We start from the raw sequence: 18,947 nt of genomic DNA, 5'->3' as shown, positions 1-18,947 counted from the left end.
TTTCCCAGTTATATAAACAAGGATCTTATTTTAAGGGTTGTTAAAATCATGGCCGATGGCGAAACTATGATATAGTATGGTTGTATATTATTGATGATTTAGGAGTGATGAAAATGAGTGAAGCAGCACAAACTCTTGATGGCTGGTATTGTTTGCATGATTTCCGGACAGTTGATTGGACAACATGGAAAATGATGCCGAGCGACGAACGGCAGGCAGCAATCGATGAATTTTTAGGACTAGTTGATAAATGGAACGCTACCCAGAATAAAAAAGAAGGCTCTCACGCCCTTTATACGGTTGTAGGACAAAAAGCTGATTTCATGATGATGATTTTGCGCCCGACAATGGAAGAGCTGAATGAAATTGAAACCGAATTCAACAAATCGAAACTTGCTGAATTTACGGTTCCTGCTCATTCATATGTTTCTGTCGTAGAACTCAGTAATTACCTTCCAGCAGGAGAGGATCCTTATCAGAATCCACAAATCCTTGCAAGGCTCTACCCGACCCTTCCGAAGGCTAAGCATATCTGCTTTTACCCAATGGATAAGAAACGCCAGGGTGAAGACAACTGGTACATGCTCCCGATGGAAGATCGCAAAAAGATGATGTACAGCCACGGCATGATCGGCCGCCAGTACGCAGGCATCGTGAAACAGGTCATCACCGGATCTGTTGGCTTTGATGATTACGAATGGGGAGTCACCCTGTTTGCTGACGAAGTCCTTCAATTCAAAAAACTAGTATATGAAATGCGTTTTGATGAAGTCAGTGCTCGTTTTGGCGAATTTGGTGCCTTCTTTGTTGGAAACTTACTTGAAGAAGACAAAGTCAATCACTTTTTACATGTCTAATATTTTCAAGAGGGTGTCCCAAAAGGTATAAACTTTTGGGCACCCTCTTTTATTTAAGGACAGGATATATAAATGGGCCGTTGATTTCCGTTCCAGACGCTTCGCTCTTGTGGGGTCTCACCTTTCAAGCTGATCCCGCAGGACACTGAAAGACTTCCTCGAAAAGGCCTATACACGAGAAAATGCGTTTTTCATTTTCAAGAGTCTCACGCCTTCCACTCCAAATCAACTTAGATTTTAAAAATCATTTTTATCTCAAAAAAACAAGAAAACTATAACCTAAAATGGATGAAACAATAAAAGTGGTGACTCTTAGTCGAAATTATTCGACCTTTTGAGTCAGCCTCTTTTATTTATGGATTTATCTTCTAGCGGCGCCCCTCTCCTTGAAAAACTTCGGCCATCCTTAAGAAGCACAACCCGCTTCTTTGGCGGACTCTCCAGTTTGCTCGTTTCTGAACAGTCGTCTCCGCTTTTCTTGGCTAGCTCCGACTCCTAGGGGCTCGGGGTCATAAGTCATTCGCTTCGGAAGGCAAAAAACGCCTTCTGTCAGCGCTCGCCTTATGCCTGACGCCCCTGACAGTCGTCTCCGCTTTTCTTGGCTAGCTCCGACTCCTAGAAACTCGGCAAACTTCAATTCCTCCTTCAGAAGCACAACCCGCTTCTTTGGTGGACTCTCCAGTTTGCTCGTTTCTGAACAGTCGTCTCCGCTTTTCTATTGTCCAGCTTCAGCGCCTAGCTCCTCGAGTCGCTTCGGTCCTGCTGGTGAAGTCAAAGAACGACTTCACCAGCAGGAACTCCAGCGCTTGTCGGAGCTGTTCAAGGCGCTTACGCTTTTCTTGGCTAGCTCTGACTCCTAGGGGCTCGGGGTCATAAGTCATTCGCTTCGGGAAGGCAAAAAACGCCTTCTGTCAGCGCTCGCCTTATGCCTGACGCCCCTGACAGTCGTCTCCGCTTTTCTATTTGTCATAAATTTGTTTTGCTCTCATATTAATTAGATAGTGAGTTTTTCTTATCTATCTTAAGGTTTAACCGCTGCATGATTATACTTATTAGGAGGTAGAAGAATGAATCAGAATCAAACTTCAAATCAGAATCAGAACCAGAATCAAAACCAAGGCCAAAGTCAATCTAACTCTAATCCATATTTGGATTATAGGGTATATCCGCAGGCTGCTCAGGCATACCGAACTACAGGAGCCCAGGGGAATGCAGGATTTAATTATCTCGGTCAGCCCGGAGCACAGGCTGGATATGGCTATCCTTATACTGCCCAAGCTCAGGCTGGAATGGGCGCCCAAGGGTACCCAGCTGGAATGCCACAGTTTACCCAGCCGACAGCTCCAAACCCTGCACAGAATATTCCAGGGATGCTTCCAATTGAGCAATCGTATATTGAAAACATTTTACGGCTGAATAAAGGGAAAATCGCCACAGTTTATATGACATTTGAAAATAACCGGGAATGGAATGCGAAAATTTTTAAAGGTGTTATTGAGGCTGCCGGGAGAGATCATCTCATCCTCAGCGATCCGCAAACAGGGATGCGTTATCTTCTTCTTATGGTATACCTTGACTACATTACGTTTGATGAAGAACTTGAGTATGAATATCCATTTGGCGCCGCCGGCATGGGTGCTGGCATGGGAGGTACTGCTGCGGGCGCTGGTGCTCCAGGTACAGGGGCAGGAATGGCCACGTACCCTCCTCGCTAAATACAACGCGTTTAACACCTTAAATGGGCACAGGAAGGGCAAATACTAGGCGCTAGGGCCCTGCAGGATGCATTCAACGATACGATTAGCTATCAATTGGAACTTTTAAAGTTCAATAATTGAAAAACAAGCCCTGCAGCTCACTGCAGGGCTTTGTCTTTTATAGAAACTTGACTGCTGCAATAATGATAAGAATCCATGCAATTAAGAAAGACACTCCGCCAAGCGGGGTGATCGCTCCAAGCACACCTATCTTTGTTAAGGTTAGTACATATAGGCTTCCCGAAAACAAAATAATGCCAACAACCATTAGCCATCCTGACCAGGTTAATAGTGCTGTTGCCGGAAGATTCCCCATTAAAATTCCAATAATCAGCAGTCCAGTAGCATGAAACATTTGATAAGTTACACCTGTTTTCCAGATTTCCAGATACTTTTGTTCGACTTTCCCTTCAAGTCCGTGAGCACCAAATGCACCGAGGGCTACAGATAAAAAGGCATTTATTGCTCCAAGAATAATAAATAATTTCATATTTCCTCACCTCTATAAAATATTAAAAATCGAAAAGAGAATCTCCATTTGCTTCATCGTCCATTTTCAGTTTTTTTGGCTGATTGATAGCGGCAGGCTGGATTGGCTCAGCTGGATATGTTTTAACCTGCATTGTGTCCGAACTGGCGTACACCTGTTTAGCCTGGCTTTTTTGATCCGCTTGCGAAGGTTCATCCAGGATAACTTCACATAATGTTTTCAAGGCACGCACCCTCTCGCGCAATTCTGCCTCGGAAGAAGCTCCGTTTGCCTTTCTAAGTTCTTCTCCCATTTTAGCCATCAGTTTATGGACCGATATATTCATTGCTTATTCACCACGCTTTTAAATTCCTGTTCAGGAACCTGTCTGCATTTTAACAGCATGTCCCTCATCCATATCATAATAGTTGTTTCCGTATTACACAAATTGGATCTGCTAAAAAAACACTTCTCGTCAAGACTCAAGCTAAAGCAGCCTTGATATCTATCAATTGCATCAGACTGAATAATCGTTTCACGTGAAACATGTCGAATTTTACAACTTTCTACAGACTTTCGATCTGCCAGTCTATCTCTTTTTCATTCAGCTCGCGGAGATACTCATTAACCTTGGAAAATGGACGGCTTCCAAAAAAGCCTCTTCTGGCGGATAGCGGGCTTGGATGTGGGGATGTTATAGCCAGGTGCTTGTTGGTATTAATGATCTTAAGCTTGCTTTGGGCAGGTTTACCCCACAAAATAAATATCACAGGATTTTCCCTCTCATTTAAATGAGCAATCAGTTGATCTGTGAACAATTCCCAGCCTTTGTCACGATGGGAGTGCGCCTCACTCTTTCTAACTGTTAAAACTGTGTTTAACAGGAGGACACCTTGATCCGCCCATTTTTTCAGGTATCCATTGTTGGGGATATCACAGCCAAGATCAGTCTGCAGTTCTTTAAATATATTCTTTAAAGAAGGAGGGATTTGCTCTTGTGGCTGTACTGAAAAGCTTAAGCCATGTGCCTGTCCAGGTCCATGATAGGGGTCCTGTCCGAGGATGACCACCTTCACCTTCTTAAAATCTACGTATTTTAAGGCATTAAAGATATCTTCTTTTGCTGGGTAAACCACTTCATGTGCATACTGATCCTCCAGAAATCCACGGAGCTTTCGAAAATATGGTTTTTCCATCTCTTTTTCAATGATAGGTTTCCAATTGTTGGTGATTTCAGGAAATTTCATGACTTTCTCCTCCTTTTAGACCTTCGCTCACTCGAGTCAAAACTCGATATTATCTCTTTTGTATTATATCAACTATAGGAGCCTCCCTTTATAACTAAAAATATACCCTGCCTGCTAACTTTTCCTTTCAAATCAGGCTTATTTCTGCCTTTATTGTTCCCTCGTTTGAGTCGCCATGTTTAAACGACCTTATGAGCGGATATATAAACTGTATACGAGAGAAGCCATCTAGTAAGGTTTCCTCTATTATTCTATCTACCATTCTAAAGGAGGAATTTTTGTGTATAAAGTACATGTTGTAGAAAATGGCGTACAAGCTACTGATACTGTGAATATGCTGCAAACAGAAGGTTTTGAAAAGGATAGCATTTATCTTTTCGCCCACGACAAGGATCGTACTGAAGATTTAACAGAAGCTACCGGCCTTGGTGAAATGGGAATTAAAGAACAGGGCTTAGTTGATTCTGTTGGCAATATGTTTAAATCAAGAGGGGACGAGCTGCGCAATAAGTTTGAAGCACTAGGTCTCTCATCAAACGAAGCATCTCAGTATGAAGTGGAGCTCGATAAAGGGCGCCTCGTTCTAGTTGCTAGCGACGAAGTGAAGTAATAGTAACCATTAATGCGCAAGCGCCCATGCGACTTGGGTAAGGTTTACTAGTCGCTTGGTGTTTAAGCTAGATACAGAAAACACACACGGTTATCCACCACCTGAAACCTTTATAACCTAAAGGACAAGAAAATCCACCTGTCGAATTGACAGGTGGATTTTCTATTTCTTTAGAAGTTGACCTTCTGCACACGATACTATAAACATAAGCCCCACTACACACCTAAAGGTTTGTCTCGCCCGCTTAGCCTAGAATTCGCTGATAAATGCTTCTGGCTTGAGCAAGGTCTTTTGTACCATGTATCAACGCACGGCCGTCATTAAAAATAACCATCCGCTGTTCACCCATCTCAACTGAAAGTAAATATGGATTCCCTTTAACTTGATACCCCAGGGCCTCAAGCTGAGTTGCTGTTTCTTTTAAGTTAACCTCCCCCTTATGATGAGGTCGTATTTGTACGGTTTCTCTGCCGCAAAGGACAGTCGACTTTGTCATATTTTCATGGTTAAGGTAAGGATATTCCGGATGCGCGCCGCATGACAGGCAGCCTTCATCTTTGGCCTTGGACATTTTCATGTTTGTATACTGGTTTCGCCATAGATCAAAAGAAACAAAGGAAGTCCGGACTGCCTCCCAATCCTCGGTGAGAATTTTCAATGCCTCAGCCGTCTGATGGGCAATAACCATCTGAACTGCGGGAGCGATAATCCCCCCGGTATCACAGGTCATACCCTGAATAGGAATCGTTTTAAGCAGGCAATTCAAACAAGGGGTCTTACCAGGCAGAACAACAAAGCTCATTCCAAAACTGCCTACACATGCCCCGTAAATCCAGGGGATCTTATATTTTTGAGAAACATCATTTATCGCCATTCTTGTCTCAAAGTTATCAGTAGAATCAAGGATTAAATCGACACTTTCAGCCAAATCTAGCAGCATTTCCGGTGTGGCGTCAGCAATGCGGGCGGTGATCTCAACATCCGAGTTTATCGCCCGCAGTCGCTTTTCGGCTGCAGCTGCCTTGGGCAGTTTTTCAGCGACATCATCTTCTGTATAAAGCTGTTGGCGCTGAAGATTGCTAGCCTCAACATAATCTCGGTCAACGATCGTCAGCTTTCCAATTCCTGCCCTTACCATAATCTCGGCGTTGCCGGAACCCAGCGCCCCGGCACCAATTATTAACACATGCTTATTTGCGATTTTTTCCTGGCCAGTTTTTCCGATTTGCGGGAAAAGAGTCTGGCGTGAATATCGTTCAGACATATAAAAGCCTCCTTCAAAAAAGGAGCAGAATAGCGGTCATTCTGCTTTATGGATGTTAAATCACCCACCGCTGACTGGCGGTATAAAAGCGATCTCATCCCCATCATTAATTAGTTCATCATTTGATGCAAACTCTTCGTTTACGGCAGTCATAACCGTGTCGAGCTTTTGCAAATTATATTTCTCTGACATTTCGGCTTTAACCTGACCAACTGTCTTGCCAGCAGCTTCTATTGTAATAGATTCCTGGCCGACTGTGTCGCGCAAATGAGCAAAAAATAAGACTTTATTCATTGAGATCCTCCTCCTCTGGCTTACCTGTAGGATAAGACTTTGTTTCCAGCTGATTCCCGATCCATTCCTCGCCATCTTCCCAGTGTTCCTTTTTCCATATCGGAACAATTTCTTTAATGCGCTCAATCGCATACCGGTTCGCTTCATAAGAATCAGCGCGGTGCGGTGTTGACACTGCAATTACAACCGCTATATCAGTAATATCCAGCTTACCGACTCTATGGGTTATCGCAACTTTAGCTCCAGTCCACCGAGTTTCAATTTCTGATCCGATTTGTTCGAGTTTTTTCACTGCCATTGGTTCATATGCATCATAAACCAGATAAAGAGTTTTCTTGCCTTTAGTCAGTTCTCGGACTGTGCCAATAAAAGTGGTAATGGCTCCTGCTTCCCGCTGAACAACTTTATCGATGACAGATTGTGTATTTATTGGTTCTTTTGCTATTTCGAAGTTCATTTGTCCACCTCGGATTTTCTGTTATTTAAAGCATTACTGGTTCTGCATGATCCACTACTGCATAGCCCCCGATACTTTCAACCTGGGCTTTAAACTCCTGTGAATGGATCGCTGATATAAGCCATTTACCCTGTTCGCTTTCAAAGAATGCTTTCGTCATTAGTAAATCATAACTTTCATCGGCAACTGGGATAAAATCAAGCCCCATAGCTTTTGCGGCCGGATAAATGCCCAGTCCAGCTGTATTTGAGTTGACCCTCACTTCAGCTGCTACACTAAGGTGGGAAAACATCTCCCGTTCATACCCTTTAATCTGTTCAGGCTCAAGTTCTGCATCTTTCAATAGCATATCAAAAAGTATCCGCGTGCCGGCACCTTTCTGTCGGTTTACAAAGTAAACGTCAGGATCTGTAAGATCATGAATTCCATTAACCTTACTAGGGTTCCCAGGGGAGACAAGCCAACCTTGCTTTCGTTTTAAAAATGGATAAAGGACAACATCTTGTCCTGAAAGTATTTTTTTTACATATGAAATATTATATTCGTTTGTTTCCGGATCAAGCAAATGAATGCCCGCTACATGGGCTTCCCCTTTTCGTATTGCCATAAGGCCCGCCATACTGCCTACATGGGAAGAAACAATTTTCATGTCAGTATTCTGCTGTTTTAAATTTGATGATAGCAGATCAATGGTCAGATCATGGCTCCCGCTAAATACAATTGCATTTTTAATTTCATTCAGCGGCTTTAATAATTCAACTTCTGCTAAATCGCCCTGCTCATACCCAAGGATATTAGAAGCAACAATTAACAGCCCGTCTGCCCTCACATACGACATTGTCACTCCCGCTGCTCTTGTCAGCGGATTGGCAACATATTGTCCATTCACGTAGCCGATGCTCATTCTGATAAAATCCTCTGCTCCCATTGTTGAAACGATCCGGCGCCCCAGCTTCACTTTGAGCTTTTGCCGCTGCGGTTCGATAACCTGGAGATATTTGCAAACAAGCGGCCGTACAAACCATTCTAGTGCTAAATAGGCAGACACAGGATAGCCCGGGACTCCAACTACTATTGTATCATTTATCTTCCCTAAAATAACGGGTTTACCCGGCCGTGCGGCGACCCCATGGGTAAAAACAGTGCCGAGTTCCCCTATAATGTGGACCGTGTAGTCCTTTGATCCTGCCGAAGAACCGGCATTGATGACGACGATATCTGAAGATTCCACAGCCTTTAATAGAGCAGCCTTAATTTCTTCTGGTTCGTCTGCAACAATATCATGAAGGATCGGTTCACCGCCCCATTCTTGAATAAAACCCGCGAAAACTGTTCCATTGAATTCAACGATTTTCCCAGAAGTTAGCGGTTCGTTTGCTTGAACAAGCTCATTGCCTGTCGGGATGATTGTAACCACAGGTTTTTTCACGACAGAAAGCTCAGTCACTTGTCCGGCTAGCAGAACACCTAGATCGGCTGGACGCAATGCATGGCCTTGTGAAAAAAGCATCTCTTCCTGGACGATATCTTCGCCGATTGGCCGGATATGCTGCCAGGGAGTTGCCGGCTCAATAATTTCAATCGTATCATTGTCGATAATTTGAACATGCTCAATCATGATAACAGCGTTAAAGGGCTCGGGAATTGGGTTTCCTGTATCAACATAACAAAATTGAACTCCCTTGATAAGATGCAGCGGCTTTTGCTCATGAGCGCTGTATGTCTCCTCTGCCATGACTGCAACTCCATCCATTGCTGAAGCGTGATAATGAGGCATAGACATTTTGGCAAACACAGGTTCAGCCGTTACACGTCCGAGGGCATGACTTACAGGAATCATCTGACTTTGTGAAGGGACTTTAAAAACTTCGAGAATTTCCTGTTTAGCCTGCTCCCGGGGTTTATCCTCTAAATATATTTTTCTTTTATAACCTGCTTGCTCCATCTCCAGTTCCTCCTTATCTAGTTAATATTACAGGTACACAGTCACCCTGTGAGACCCCTTCTTTTTCAGAAGTGATTTCCGCAATCCCGCTGCTTTTAACTAGTGTTGTAATTAATCCGGATTTTCCGATAATTGGTTCGGCCCACCATCCTCCATCTCGCTGTTCAAGTCTGACACGGATATAATCGGATCGGCCAGGAGCTGAAGGGATATTCTTAGTGATTCTTGCAATGACCCGGTCTGGTCTTTCTTCTGGCTTTTCCCCTTGAAGTGCTTTCAGAATATATTCTCCAAATAACTTGAAAATAACCATAGCCGAGGCCGGATGTCCAGGCAGGCCAATGACAGGCTTTTCACCTGCAACTGCAAGTATAGTCGGTTTTCCTGGCTTGATTGAAATCCCGTGCACAAATACACCCGGCTTTCCAAGTGTTTCGATCACTTCCGTTGTGTAATCCTTTGCGCCTACGGAACTGCCGCCAGAAACAATTAAACAATCAACCTTTTTAAATAGCTCCTTTGCACGTGCTTCAAATGCATCGAACTGATCTTCAACAATACCACCATAAATAACCTCAGCATTCCAATCCCTTGCGAGCCCTGCGATCGTTAAGCAGTTGATATCACGAATTTGTCCAACAGCCAATTTTTTTGTGTCATAAGGAACAATTTCATCACCTGAGGAAAGGTAACCTATTTTTACTTTTCGGTAAACCTTCACTTCTGCTATTCCAAGAGAGGCAATTGCTCCTAATTCCTGAGGCCGCAGCTTGGTGCCTTCCTCGAGAAGTGTCTCGCCTTCGCTTATATCTTCGCCAGCTCTAATCACGTTTTCATTTGGCGCAATTTGTCTATACGTATTTAACACGCCACCGAGCTCTTCACAGTGCTCAATCATAATTACGCTGTCACTTCCCTGCGGAATCATTCCTCCAGTAGGGACATATAGAGCTTCACCTTGGAGAACTGGCCTTTCGGGCTTTTCACCCATTTTCACTTCTCCTGTTACGTTTAGGAATCCAGGCGTCGACTCTGAGGAACCATAAGTATCTCTCGCTTTGACCGCATATCCATCAACCGTTGACCGATCAAATCCAGGTACGTTTTCCTCTGCCAGGACCGATTCAGCCAGAATATAATTTAAAGCCTCTGCTAATGGGCGGAATTCAGTGTCTTTTATTTTGGTGATTTTTTCTTCTATCAGCGCAAATGTTTCATCGACTGTTTTCACTTTGAAAAATTGCATAATCCGCTTCTTCCTCTCCCGAAAAAGTTATTCCTTAGCTTCCGCCCACTTTTTCGCATTCTCATATTCCTCAGGATGGTTCATGTTGTAAAAAATGCGATCAAGGCTTTCGCTGTTGTATGCCTGGAAATCTCTATCGTTCAGGTACAAAACATTGAGGCTTTCGAGCAGATGTTTTATTCTTAGATTTTTATTATTCAAGCACTCTTCAATTCTGGATATGATGCTTTTCCTATAAACAGCAAACAAAGGATGCTGTCTGCCTTCGATTACAGGAACTACCGCATCATAAGAACCGGCCTTTTCAACCAAAGCAGCCGCAAGGTCAGAAGTGACAAACGGCATATCACAAGCTACCAAGATATTGATTTCAGAAGCTGAAGCCATTAAACCAGCATGGATTCCTGCCAGCGGCCCTAATCCTGGGTATTCATCTGAAACAGTCTTCAATCCAAGAAATTTATACGTCTCGGGTTCATTTGTAACGAGAATTACTTCTGCAAATCCGGACATTTCATCCTTGATCCGTTCGATATTGGTTTTATTATTAAATTCCAGCAATGCCTTGTTCGATCCCATTCTGCTAGATTTTCCACCAGCTAAAATAATCGCCGAGGCTTTCATGTTACGCACCTTCTTTTAGTTTTTGCCTTTTGGACTGCCCCCAGAGGTATAGCCTCTCTCCTGAGCTATAAAGTCTAAGTGAATTGTCGTCAAGTCTAGTATTGCAACAGTTGGCTTCGTTATATATTGTCTAGTATCAATTACTTTAGTATATCCATGACACTTTTCGCAAACCTGAATCTGTGCAGCAGCTTCTCCTTCTACATTCATATTTTCTACCGTTTTATGATCATTATTTCCGCAATGAGAACAGGCAACCCTTTTATCACGCCAGTGTACTGTACAGCGTGGACAATAGACAACCTTTTGACCCTCTCCCTCAAGTTGAGCAATCCTCACTGGTTCTCCACAAACCTGACAGCCGCATCTTGGCTCAGCTTTATGAATTTCCGGCTGTGCCTTCTCAGCCAAGATTTGAAGGTAAGGGCGCACGGCTGATTCAGCTAAGAAATAAGGAAGCCATTCTTCGAGCCCCGTTTCCCTAGCAAACTCATTAAAGTAAGATTGATTAAAAGAAAGTGCTTCTTCAATCCATTGGTGAGCTACAGTTTCTGTGAGTTTATCATTTAATATTTCAAAGCTAGCAGATAGAGCGGGATTCTGATTTACAAGCAATTCTTCTAATTCCTTTATCCACTGTAAAAATAGTGGAATTTCAAAGTGAATATCCGCAAGGGCAACAACTGGCACCCCTGCTGCCATCGCAGCCTTGTCTAGATTAGGGTTAACCCCATCAGCATGCACAGAATTCTTCCAGGATTCTTGGAGTTTAATAATTTTTGATTGCAATTCCTTATACTCCCTTGAAACAACAGTTGTTTTCATCCTGACACCTCTTCTATAGTTTTAAAGGAAAAGCTGTCTTGTTAGAGACAGCTATTTCCCCAATCATATTTAATATTGGTACCGTTCAATAAGGCTGTAACCGTAAACTTTGTTGCTAAGCAAGCTAGCGTTGATCTTTGGGCAGTCGGCGAGCGACGGACAGGATGTCCTAGTCAGGCGAGTGCCGCAGGACGCGGCAATGGCTTTTCTTTGTCCAGCTCCAGCGCCTAGCCCCTCGAGTCGCTTCGATCTTGCTGATGAAGTCAAAGAACGACTTCACCATCAAGCTCTCCAGCGCTTGTCGAAGCTAAACAGTCGGCTTAACATTAAGAATTGTCGGGGCTGATCAGGCGCTTCCGCTTTTCTTTGTCCAGCTTCGCCTCCTAGGGGCTCGGGGTCATAAGTCAATCGCCCCTGGACAGTCGGCTCCGCTTTTCTTTGTCAAGCGCCTTTTTTCTTGTTTTGTTTTGGGTCGTCTAGGTCTGGGAAGTTGCCTTTTTTGACTTCTTCCTCGTACCATTCTGCGTAATGCTCTTTTGCCCAACGTGCAGGAACCTTGCCGGTCACTACACCGGTAAACCCTGGCCGTGAGTTTTTATGGATGACACTAAGGTAGATATGTCCTACAACAACGGCAGCCGCTAAACCAAAGCCTATGTTATGAAAGAGGTAGGCCCACTGGACAACTGCACTTGGGAACAAGTCTGGGAACCACATTGGGAACCCTGAACCCAAAATGATAATGGCTGTAAGGATTTGCAGGATTGAGTTGATCTTTTCACCAGCATTAAAGAATGTTTGTTTTACGTGTTTAGACTTAAAACCAAAAAGCTCTTTAGTAAATTCAGCGAAAAACTGAATATCTCTCTTCTTCCAAGTAATTAGCTCTTTCAGCCATAACTTAAAGCCTTTAGGATCAAAAATCAGCCAGATAAAGGTTGGAAGAATAAAGGTTACAGCGAAAATTCTGTGCAGCAAGCGGGCCATTTCCGGTCCACCTAACACCACATACAGCCAGTCAAACCACTCCGTGTACATAGGCAGGGCTGTAATGTATAGAGCCAGGAACGAAATGGCGTTGATAGCATGAGCCCATACAAACCCTTTCGAAAAACGTCTAACTTGCAATTCAGGCTTTTGCTGCTTACTCATCGCTCTCACCACCATCTTCATGTGTTCCATTGCCCTCTTTATTAAATAGCTTGTTGGAAATAAATGCGCCTACAACCGCCATTGTGGTTGCACCGATCATCATTTTGCCAATTGGCTGCGCATAGTCTTTCCATAAAACAGCTGAGGTTGGAACCTTAGGGTTTTCAGGCATACCATAAACAGAAGGTCGTTCCGCAAGAACATAAATTGTATGTGTGCCGCCAACTCCCTCAGGATTATAAACCATCGCATTAGGATAACGGTCTTTAATTTCTTTAACCCGCTCTTCTGCTTTCTCGATCATTGCATCCTTACCGCCAAACTCCATTGCACCAGTATGGCAGGTTGTTACGCAGGCTGGCTGTAAACCTTCTTCAAGGCGATCGGTACACATCGTGCACTTATGAGCCTTCCTGTACTCTTTTCCGTTCTTATCCTTATACTCTTTAAGGGAAATAACATCGAACGGACAGTTTTGCACACAATAGCCACAGCCAACACATGTGTCTTGATCAATAACAACTGTTCCAAATTCGGTATAGCTGATAGCGTTTTCCGGGCAAACCTTCTCACAGGCAGCATCGCTGCAATGGTAACAGGATGAGTGGCGGAAAAGATAGTCAAGACCGCCTTTCGAGTTTTCATGCTCAACGAATGTAAGGACATTCCATGTATCTGCTGACACATTGGCATGAGACTGCATGGTCCCAAGAAAATCCTGAGGCTCTGCAGGGAGGTCGTTCCAGTTTTTACAGGCAACCATGCAGGCACGGCAGCCATCACATTTTGTTACATCAACGTATTTTACATATTCGGCAGCCATTAGTCAGCCCTCCTTACATTACAGAGGAATGCCTTATATTCAGGAATGGTCGTGTTTGCGTCCCCGATATGAGGTGTAAGATGGTTTGCTGTATCCCCTGTTGCATAACCTTTATAACCAAAATGCCATGGCATTCCAATATGGTGAACTTTTTCGCCTTTTATGATGAAAGGTTTAAAACGTTTTGTCACCATTGCGTAAGCTGTTATTTCGCCTCTGGCTGTGCTGACAATAACTTTATCTTTGTTTTTAATGCCTTTTTCTTTGGCAAGCTCTTCACTCAGTTCTATAAACATATGTCCAACTAGTTCAGACAGCCATTCCTGGTTTCGTGTCATTGATCCAGACTGCCAATGTTCAGTTACCCTGTAGGTTGTTGCTACGATTGGATATTTGCTGGCATCACCTTTAAGGTTAAAATCACCTTCATGGATTTCGACAGCAGGGTTCAGTTCCTGGCTTGAGAATACATTTGACGCCGGACTTTCAAATGGCTCGTAATGTTCTGGGAATGGTCCTTCATTTAGTGGTGCAAACAATCCGCCAACTCCATCTTTAAGCATGATAAAAGGATTATTTCCACCCGGGTCGGAAGGTGCCTTAATTGGAACGAAGTCTGGCACATCATTGCCAACCCATTTTGCCTGGGCAGCGTCCCACCAGATTACTGCTTTTTCCTTGCTCCATGGCTTTCCATTTAAATCTGCAGATGCGCGGTTGTATAAGATTCGGCGATTTGCCGGCCATGCGAACGCCCAGTTAAGATAGTTTCCGCCTCCGGTATCGACATTATCTCGATTTTTCGCACGATTTTTGCCTTCTTCTGGATAAAAGCCTGTATAAATCCAGTTGCCAGAACTTGTGGTTCCGTCATCCATCAGCGCTCCGAAAGTCGGTAGCAGCTTTCCTGTTTTAAGGTCGTATCCATTGATTTCTTTACACACCAGGTCAATATCAGGGTGATGTCCTTCCCCGAAATTCCAGGACAACGCATTGAACGGTCTCGCAGCCGCTGTATTTTCATTTTTATAGAGTTCTTTAAGTTTTTGAACTAATACATGAATGATCTCAAGATCGGCTAACGAATCTCCCTTTGGCTCAATCGCTTTCCAACGATACTGCATCCACCGGGAAGAATTTGATACACTTCCATCTTTTTCATAGGAAGATGCTGCAGGAAGAAGGAACACTTCTGTATTAATTTCAGCAGGATTTCCGCCAGCTTCTTTTTGCCAGAATGCAGCCGATTCAGTTTCCCAAAGGTCCACTGCAACTAGCCATTTTAGATTGCTAAGTGCTTCTTTTTCTTTCCCGGCGTTAGGGCCGCCGACTACAGGGTTTGTTCCAAATAGGAATGTACCTTCAATCTTTCCTTCATACATGGCCTTAAATAAGTTAATATGCGAATAGTTTTTATTTCCTTTTGGCAAATAGTCGTATGCAAAATCATTCGCTTTTGTCGCATTGTCCCCGTACCAAGCTTTAAGCATGCTAACAAGGAACTTCGGCTTGTTGCTCCAGTAACCTGCTGCTGGTGTTTCGTTTGCATTGTAATCTGCTAAAGTTGCATGTTGAGGTTTTGCAGTTGGTGTTCCAACATAACCTGGAAGCAGGTGATGTAAGAGTGCAAAATCAGTAGACCCTTGTACGTTTGACTCACCGCGCATGGCGTTAATTCCGCCTCCAGGCAGACCAATATTGCCAAGAAGCAACTGGATCATTCCGAAAGCACGAACATTTTGCGATCCGACTGTGTGCTGGGTTGTTCCCATTGCATACATGATCGTACCTGATTTTCCTACCTGTCCTGTCGCACAGAAGGTTTCACAAACTTTCAGGTAATCATTTTTCGGAGTTCCCGTTACAGATATAACGGTATCAACATCATAGCGATTGTAATGCTGCTTCATTAATTGGAAGACAGATCTTGGATGCTTCAGTGTTTTATCTTGTTTTGGGGTGCCGTCTTCGTTTGTTTCAAATGCCCATGTTGTTCTGTCATACTTTCTCGTTGCCTCATCATAGCCGCTGAATAGCCCGTCATTAAATTTATAATCTTCCTTTAATATGAAGGGCGCGTTTGTATAATTAACCACATAGTCCTTGTGGTACAATTCATTATCAATTGCATACTTAATCATCCCGCCCATAAAAGCAATATCTGTTCCCGAACGAAGCTGGGCATAGACATCTGCTTTAGAGGATGTCCGTGTGAAACGAGGATCAACAGAGACGATTTTCCCGCCCTTTTCTTGTGCTTTTGTCAGCCATCTGAAGGATATCGGGTGGTTTTCGGCGGGATTGCCGCCCATGATCAAAGCACAATCTGTATTTTGCAAATCACTCCAATGATTTGTCATTGCTCCACGACCTACTGTAGGTGCCAGACCGGCAACCGTAGAACTATGTCATATTCGCGCCTGATGTTCGAGATAGACAACACCAAGCCCTCTCATCATTTTTGCCAGCAGGTAAGTTTCTTCATTATCAAGTGCAGCTCCGCCTAGGCTCGCAATGGCTTCGGTCTTATTAACAGTAAAACCGTTTTCTTTTTCCACAAACGTTTTATCGCGAGTTTCTTTTGTCCGCTGGGCAATCGTTTTATACATCCACTCCCAGTCTTTTTCTTCCCATTTGTCACTTCCTGGAGCGCGGTACAGCGGTTTTGTTAAGCGCTTTTCAGAGGTGTATACTTGCCTGATTGTCGTTCCTTTACTGCAAAGAGTTCCTTCGTTAACCGGGCTATCCGGATCCCCTTCTGTATAGACCACAGTATTATCCTTTGTGTGTACAAGGATGCCGCAACCTACTCCGCAAAAACAGCAGATGGTTGGTGTTACAGTTGCTCTGGCAATTTTCAGTTCTTTTGACTTGGCATATGCTTCTTTTTCATTGAAGCCAAGCTCAACAACTGCAAGTGTAGCAGCCGTGGCGCCTGACAGTTTCAAAAATTGCCGGCGATTCAGGTTAATTTCAACCATTCTCTCTCTCTCCTCCCCAATTTTAGCTAAAACGTCCCTTTTTCTGCTTTAAATTGACCCTTCCCTCAGTGACCCCCTTTCATCGCGCCTCCAGACCAGCAGGCTCTGCTAAATCATTAATGATTCTGTTTTCCGATGTATAAACGATCGCCATCTTCCCCCTGAGGTAGCCAATGACTTCTATATTTAAATATCTTGCCAACTGTACCGCCTGCTTGGTAGCAGCTGTACGGGAGCCAATGATAGCGAATCCAAATCTTGCAGCTTTTGAGAGCATTTCATATGAAACACGGCCCGTTGTCAACAAAATAAGTGTTTCCGGCCGTAAGCGTTTTCTTAGGGCATGGCCAATAATCTTGTCCACGGCATTATGGCGGCCTATATCCTCTCGAACGGTAATGGTTCCATCTTGATGGACAATACAGGCTCCGTGCATCCCGCCTGTTATCAAATAAAGCGGGGAGCTTTGGGCGAATTCACTTCGCTTCTTCAAAAGGTAACTTAGCTTGCAGCTTTGTTGTGAGTTTACCTTGTCAAAGTTCTTCACATCTGTCATCGAAAAGAAGGTAACTCCCCGGCCGCAGCCAGCAGTGTAGTGCTTCTTTTTCGAAAACATTATTTCCGGATCAAATCCATTTGTAAGCGTCACGGCGATTGTTCCTGTATCTTCATTGAGCTGAACAGTTGCAACATCATCTATACTGTCAATTAATCCCTCAGAAAACATATAGCCATAAACCCAATCTTCAAGATCATGCTTGGTCAGCTGAAAAACAGCAATTTCATATCCATTGACGATTAAACTAACCGGGTACTCATCGGGACATCCCTTTCTGTTCATCTTCTTTCTCCCTTCTTGTTATCTAAATGGGATAACCAAGTAATCTATTCTCTACTACTATTTTAGAAACTATAGAAAAAGGAATCTGTTAGATTGCTCACACTTTTTTAAGTTGGGAAAAATCATTAACTAGATCACTAATTTATTGATATATCAGCATTAAAATCATCTCTATATTATTAATGTAAAGAATTTTTGAGATAAAAGGCTCGTTAATTGTGACGATTATATAGCTAATTATTGTCCGTTTTATTACAAACTTAAATTGACTGCAAATGACAACCTTTCCATCAAAGACGTTTACAGCACCCGCATCCAATTCGCAATTTCATGTTACTTTAAACCTTGCAGCACTACAGTAACTTTTCTCACTACCATGGTGACAGGCACCACCCAATTATTTACCAATCACCTGAATGAAGTGAATACAGAATTGTTTTTTAAAAGTTTTTATATTGATATAATCAAAGAAAGGGTCCAAACCCTAATTCGAATAGACATCAGGAGGTTTTTATTAATGGCAGTTAAGAAGGTCTTAACCGTTGCAGGTTCTGATACCAGCGGTGGAGCAGGTATTCAGGCAGATTTGAAAACTTTTCAGGAACTTGGGGTTTACGGAATGACAGCGTTAACGACCATTGTGACAATGGATCCAAAAAATAATTGGCACCATGGAGTGTTTCCGCAGCCAACTGAGCTAGTTGCTGCCCAGCTGGAAACAATTTTATCTGTAGAAATAGATGCGATGAAAACCGGTATGCTCGGTTCTGTTGAAATTATTGAGCTGACCGCTAAAAGAATTGATGAACACCAGTTGAAAAACATCGTTATTGATCCTGTTATGGTGTGCAAAGGAGAAGATGAAGTTCTTCAGCCTGAGAATACTGAGGCTTTAAGGGAACTGCTAGTCCCAAGGGCTACAATCGTGACACCGAATTTATTTGAAGCATGGCAGCTTGCTCAAACGGGACCAATACGGTCTATTGAGGATATGAAGAAAGCGGCTGTGAAAATTCATGATATGGGCGCTGAAAATGTTCTGATAAAAGGCGGCAGCAAACTTAATCATGATAATGCAGTAGATCTTCTCTATAATGGCAGTGAGTTCAAGCTATATGAATCGGAAAAAATCGAAACAACCTATACGCATGGTGCGGGCTGTACCTATGCTGCAGCCATCACAGCGGGGCTTGCTAAGGGGTTAAGTGTCGAGGAGGCAGTAGATGTGGCAAAAGTTTTTATAACCGAAGCGATTCGCCACGGGTTCCAGCTGAATCAATATGTAGGCCCTACCTTACATGGCGCTTACCGCACATTTGGCGGAGAACAGACTTCCTACGATCAATAAGAAAAGAACCTGGAGCTAGACAGCATCATAACTTAATTTTTCTTTATAAAAAAAAAGGATGGCAAGGTTGAGCTATACCCCGTATAACGGACACTGATAAAAAAGTGTCCCTTATACGGGGTTTTTTGTGTTTCAATAGAATTATTGAGGGGACGGAGGAGTATCATGGGGAAGAATTTATATACCGATTTTCAGATAAAAGAACTT

At 43.3% G+C, this 18,947-nt stretch carries 18 protein-coding genes and 1 pseudogene; 4 read left to right on the top strand and 15 right to left on the bottom strand.

Going from position 1 to position 18,947, the window contains the following annotated elements; genetic code table 11:
- Positions 1-113 precede the first annotated feature (113 nt).
- Both hemQ and gerQ read left to right on the top strand, forming a co-directional pair.
- A complete protein-coding gene (gene hemQ / locus HRJ06_RS19955; protein WP_174734736.1) occupies positions 114-857 on the top strand; it encodes a hydrogen peroxide-dependent heme synthase in 744 nt (247 codons plus the stop codon).
- A gap of 1,067 nt (positions 858-1,924) precedes the next feature.
- Complete coding sequence (gerQ, locus tag HRJ06_RS19950; protein WP_174734735.1) at positions 1,925-2,572, top strand: spore coat protein GerQ; 648 nt, start codon at positions 1,925-1,927, stop codon at positions 2,570-2,572.
- A 160-nt stretch (positions 2,573-2,732) separates the two neighbouring features.
- Here gerQ and HRJ06_RS19945 read toward each other — a convergent pair whose 3' ends face one another.
- The 3 genes from HRJ06_RS19945 to HRJ06_RS19935 form a co-directional block, all read right to left on the bottom strand.
- Entirely contained in the window at positions 2,733-3,104 is a 372-nt protein-coding gene (locus HRJ06_RS19945; RefSeq protein WP_174734734.1) for a DUF423 domain-containing protein, read from the bottom strand.
- A 22-nt stretch (positions 3,105-3,126) separates the two neighbouring features.
- Positions 3,127-3,429, bottom strand: a complete 303-nt coding sequence (locus tag HRJ06_RS19940; protein ID WP_174734733.1) for a YwdI family protein — start codon at positions 3,427-3,429, stop codon at positions 3,127-3,129.
- Between the two features lie 220 nt (positions 3,430-3,649).
- Positions 3,650-4,330, bottom strand: a complete 681-nt coding sequence (locus tag HRJ06_RS19935; RefSeq protein ID WP_174734732.1) for a uracil-DNA glycosylase — start codon at positions 4,328-4,330, stop codon at positions 3,650-3,652.
- A 280-nt stretch (positions 4,331-4,610) separates the two neighbouring features.
- On the opposite strand from HRJ06_RS19935, the gene HRJ06_RS19930 reads away from it, so the two are divergent.
- Entirely contained in the window at positions 4,611-4,940 is a 330-nt protein-coding gene (locus HRJ06_RS19930; protein WP_174734731.1) for a general stress protein, read from the top strand.
- 244 nt (positions 4,941-5,184) lie between these two features.
- Here HRJ06_RS19930 and HRJ06_RS19925 read toward each other — a convergent pair whose 3' ends face one another.
- The 12 genes and pseudogenes from HRJ06_RS19925 to fdhD all read right to left on the bottom strand — a co-directional run bounded on the left by HRJ06_RS19925 (position 5,185) and on the right by fdhD (position 17,392).
- Entirely contained in the window at positions 5,185-6,204 is a 1,020-nt protein-coding gene (locus HRJ06_RS19925; RefSeq protein ID WP_174734730.1) for a thiazole biosynthesis adenylyltransferase ThiF, read from the bottom strand.
- A gap of 60 nt (positions 6,205-6,264) precedes the next feature.
- On the bottom strand, positions 6,265-6,498 hold the full coding sequence (gene moaD / locus HRJ06_RS19920; protein ID WP_174734729.1) for a molybdopterin converting factor subunit 1: 234 nt from the start codon (positions 6,496-6,498) through the stop codon (positions 6,265-6,267).
- Complete coding sequence (locus HRJ06_RS19915) at positions 6,491-6,955, bottom strand: molybdenum cofactor biosynthesis protein MoaE (RefSeq protein WP_174734728.1); 465 nt, start codon at positions 6,953-6,955, stop codon at positions 6,491-6,493. Before HRJ06_RS19915 ends, moaD begins: the two co-directional genes overlap by 8 nt.
- Before the next feature lie 25 nt (positions 6,956-6,980).
- On the bottom strand, positions 6,981-8,900 hold the full coding sequence (locus HRJ06_RS19910; RefSeq protein ID WP_174734727.1) for a molybdopterin biosynthesis protein: 1,920 nt from the start codon (positions 8,898-8,900) through the stop codon (positions 6,981-6,983).
- Positions 8,901-8,913: 13 nt separating this feature from the next.
- On the bottom strand, positions 8,914-10,146 hold the full coding sequence (locus tag HRJ06_RS19905) for a molybdopterin molybdotransferase MoeA (protein ID WP_174734726.1): 1,233 nt from the start codon (positions 10,144-10,146) through the stop codon (positions 8,914-8,916).
- A gap of 27 nt (positions 10,147-10,173) precedes the next feature.
- Positions 10,174-10,770 carry a molybdenum cofactor guanylyltransferase gene (gene mobA / locus HRJ06_RS19900; protein ID WP_174734725.1) on the bottom strand — a complete coding sequence of 199 codons (597 nt, stop codon included), beginning with the start codon at positions 10,768-10,770 and terminating at the stop codon, positions 10,174-10,176.
- A 15-nt stretch (positions 10,771-10,785) separates the two neighbouring features.
- Positions 10,786-11,595 (bottom strand): formate dehydrogenase accessory protein FdhE, encoded by an 810-nt coding sequence (locus HRJ06_RS19895; RefSeq protein ID WP_174734724.1) that lies wholly within the window; start codon positions 11,593-11,595, stop codon positions 10,786-10,788.
- Between the two features lie 441 nt (positions 11,596-12,036).
- Entirely contained in the window at positions 12,037-12,747 is a 711-nt protein-coding gene (locus HRJ06_RS19890; protein WP_174734723.1) for a formate dehydrogenase subunit gamma, read from the bottom strand.
- Positions 12,740-13,570 (bottom strand): 4Fe-4S dicluster domain-containing protein, encoded by an 831-nt coding sequence (locus HRJ06_RS19885; protein WP_174734722.1) that lies wholly within the window; start codon positions 13,568-13,570, stop codon positions 12,740-12,742. The genes HRJ06_RS19890 and HRJ06_RS19885 overlap by 8 nt, the downstream gene beginning before the upstream one ends.
- A pseudogene (gene fdnG, locus HRJ06_RS19880) lies at positions 13,570-15,966 on the bottom strand (formate dehydrogenase-N subunit alpha); the annotation flags it as partial. The gene HRJ06_RS19885 and the pseudogene fdnG, both read right to left, overlap by 1 nt.
- Before the next feature lie 12 nt (positions 15,967-15,978).
- A complete protein-coding gene (locus HRJ06_RS23750; protein ID WP_197970046.1) occupies positions 15,979-16,551 on the bottom strand; it encodes a twin-arginine translocation signal domain-containing protein in 573 nt (190 codons plus the stop codon).
- A 79-nt stretch (positions 16,552-16,630) separates the two neighbouring features.
- A complete protein-coding gene (gene fdhD / locus HRJ06_RS19875) occupies positions 16,631-17,392 on the bottom strand; it encodes a formate dehydrogenase accessory sulfurtransferase FdhD (protein ID WP_174734721.1) in 762 nt (253 codons plus the stop codon).
- 517 nt (positions 17,393-17,909) lie between these two features.
- Between fdhD and pdxK the strand changes: the two genes are divergently transcribed.
- A complete protein-coding gene (gene pdxK / locus HRJ06_RS19870) occupies positions 17,910-18,740 on the top strand; it encodes a pyridoxine/pyridoxal/pyridoxamine kinase (protein WP_174734720.1) in 831 nt (276 codons plus the stop codon).
- Positions 18,741-18,947: the final 207 nt, after the last annotated feature.

It is taken from the genome of Mesobacillus harenae (genome assembly GCF_013343715.1).
Lineage (GTDB): Bacteria > Bacillota > Bacilli > Bacillales > Cytobacillaceae > Mesobacillus_A > Mesobacillus_A harenae.
The sequence above is the reverse complement of the archived record's forward strand: the minus strand, read 5'-3'. Positions and strand labels throughout refer to the sequence as shown.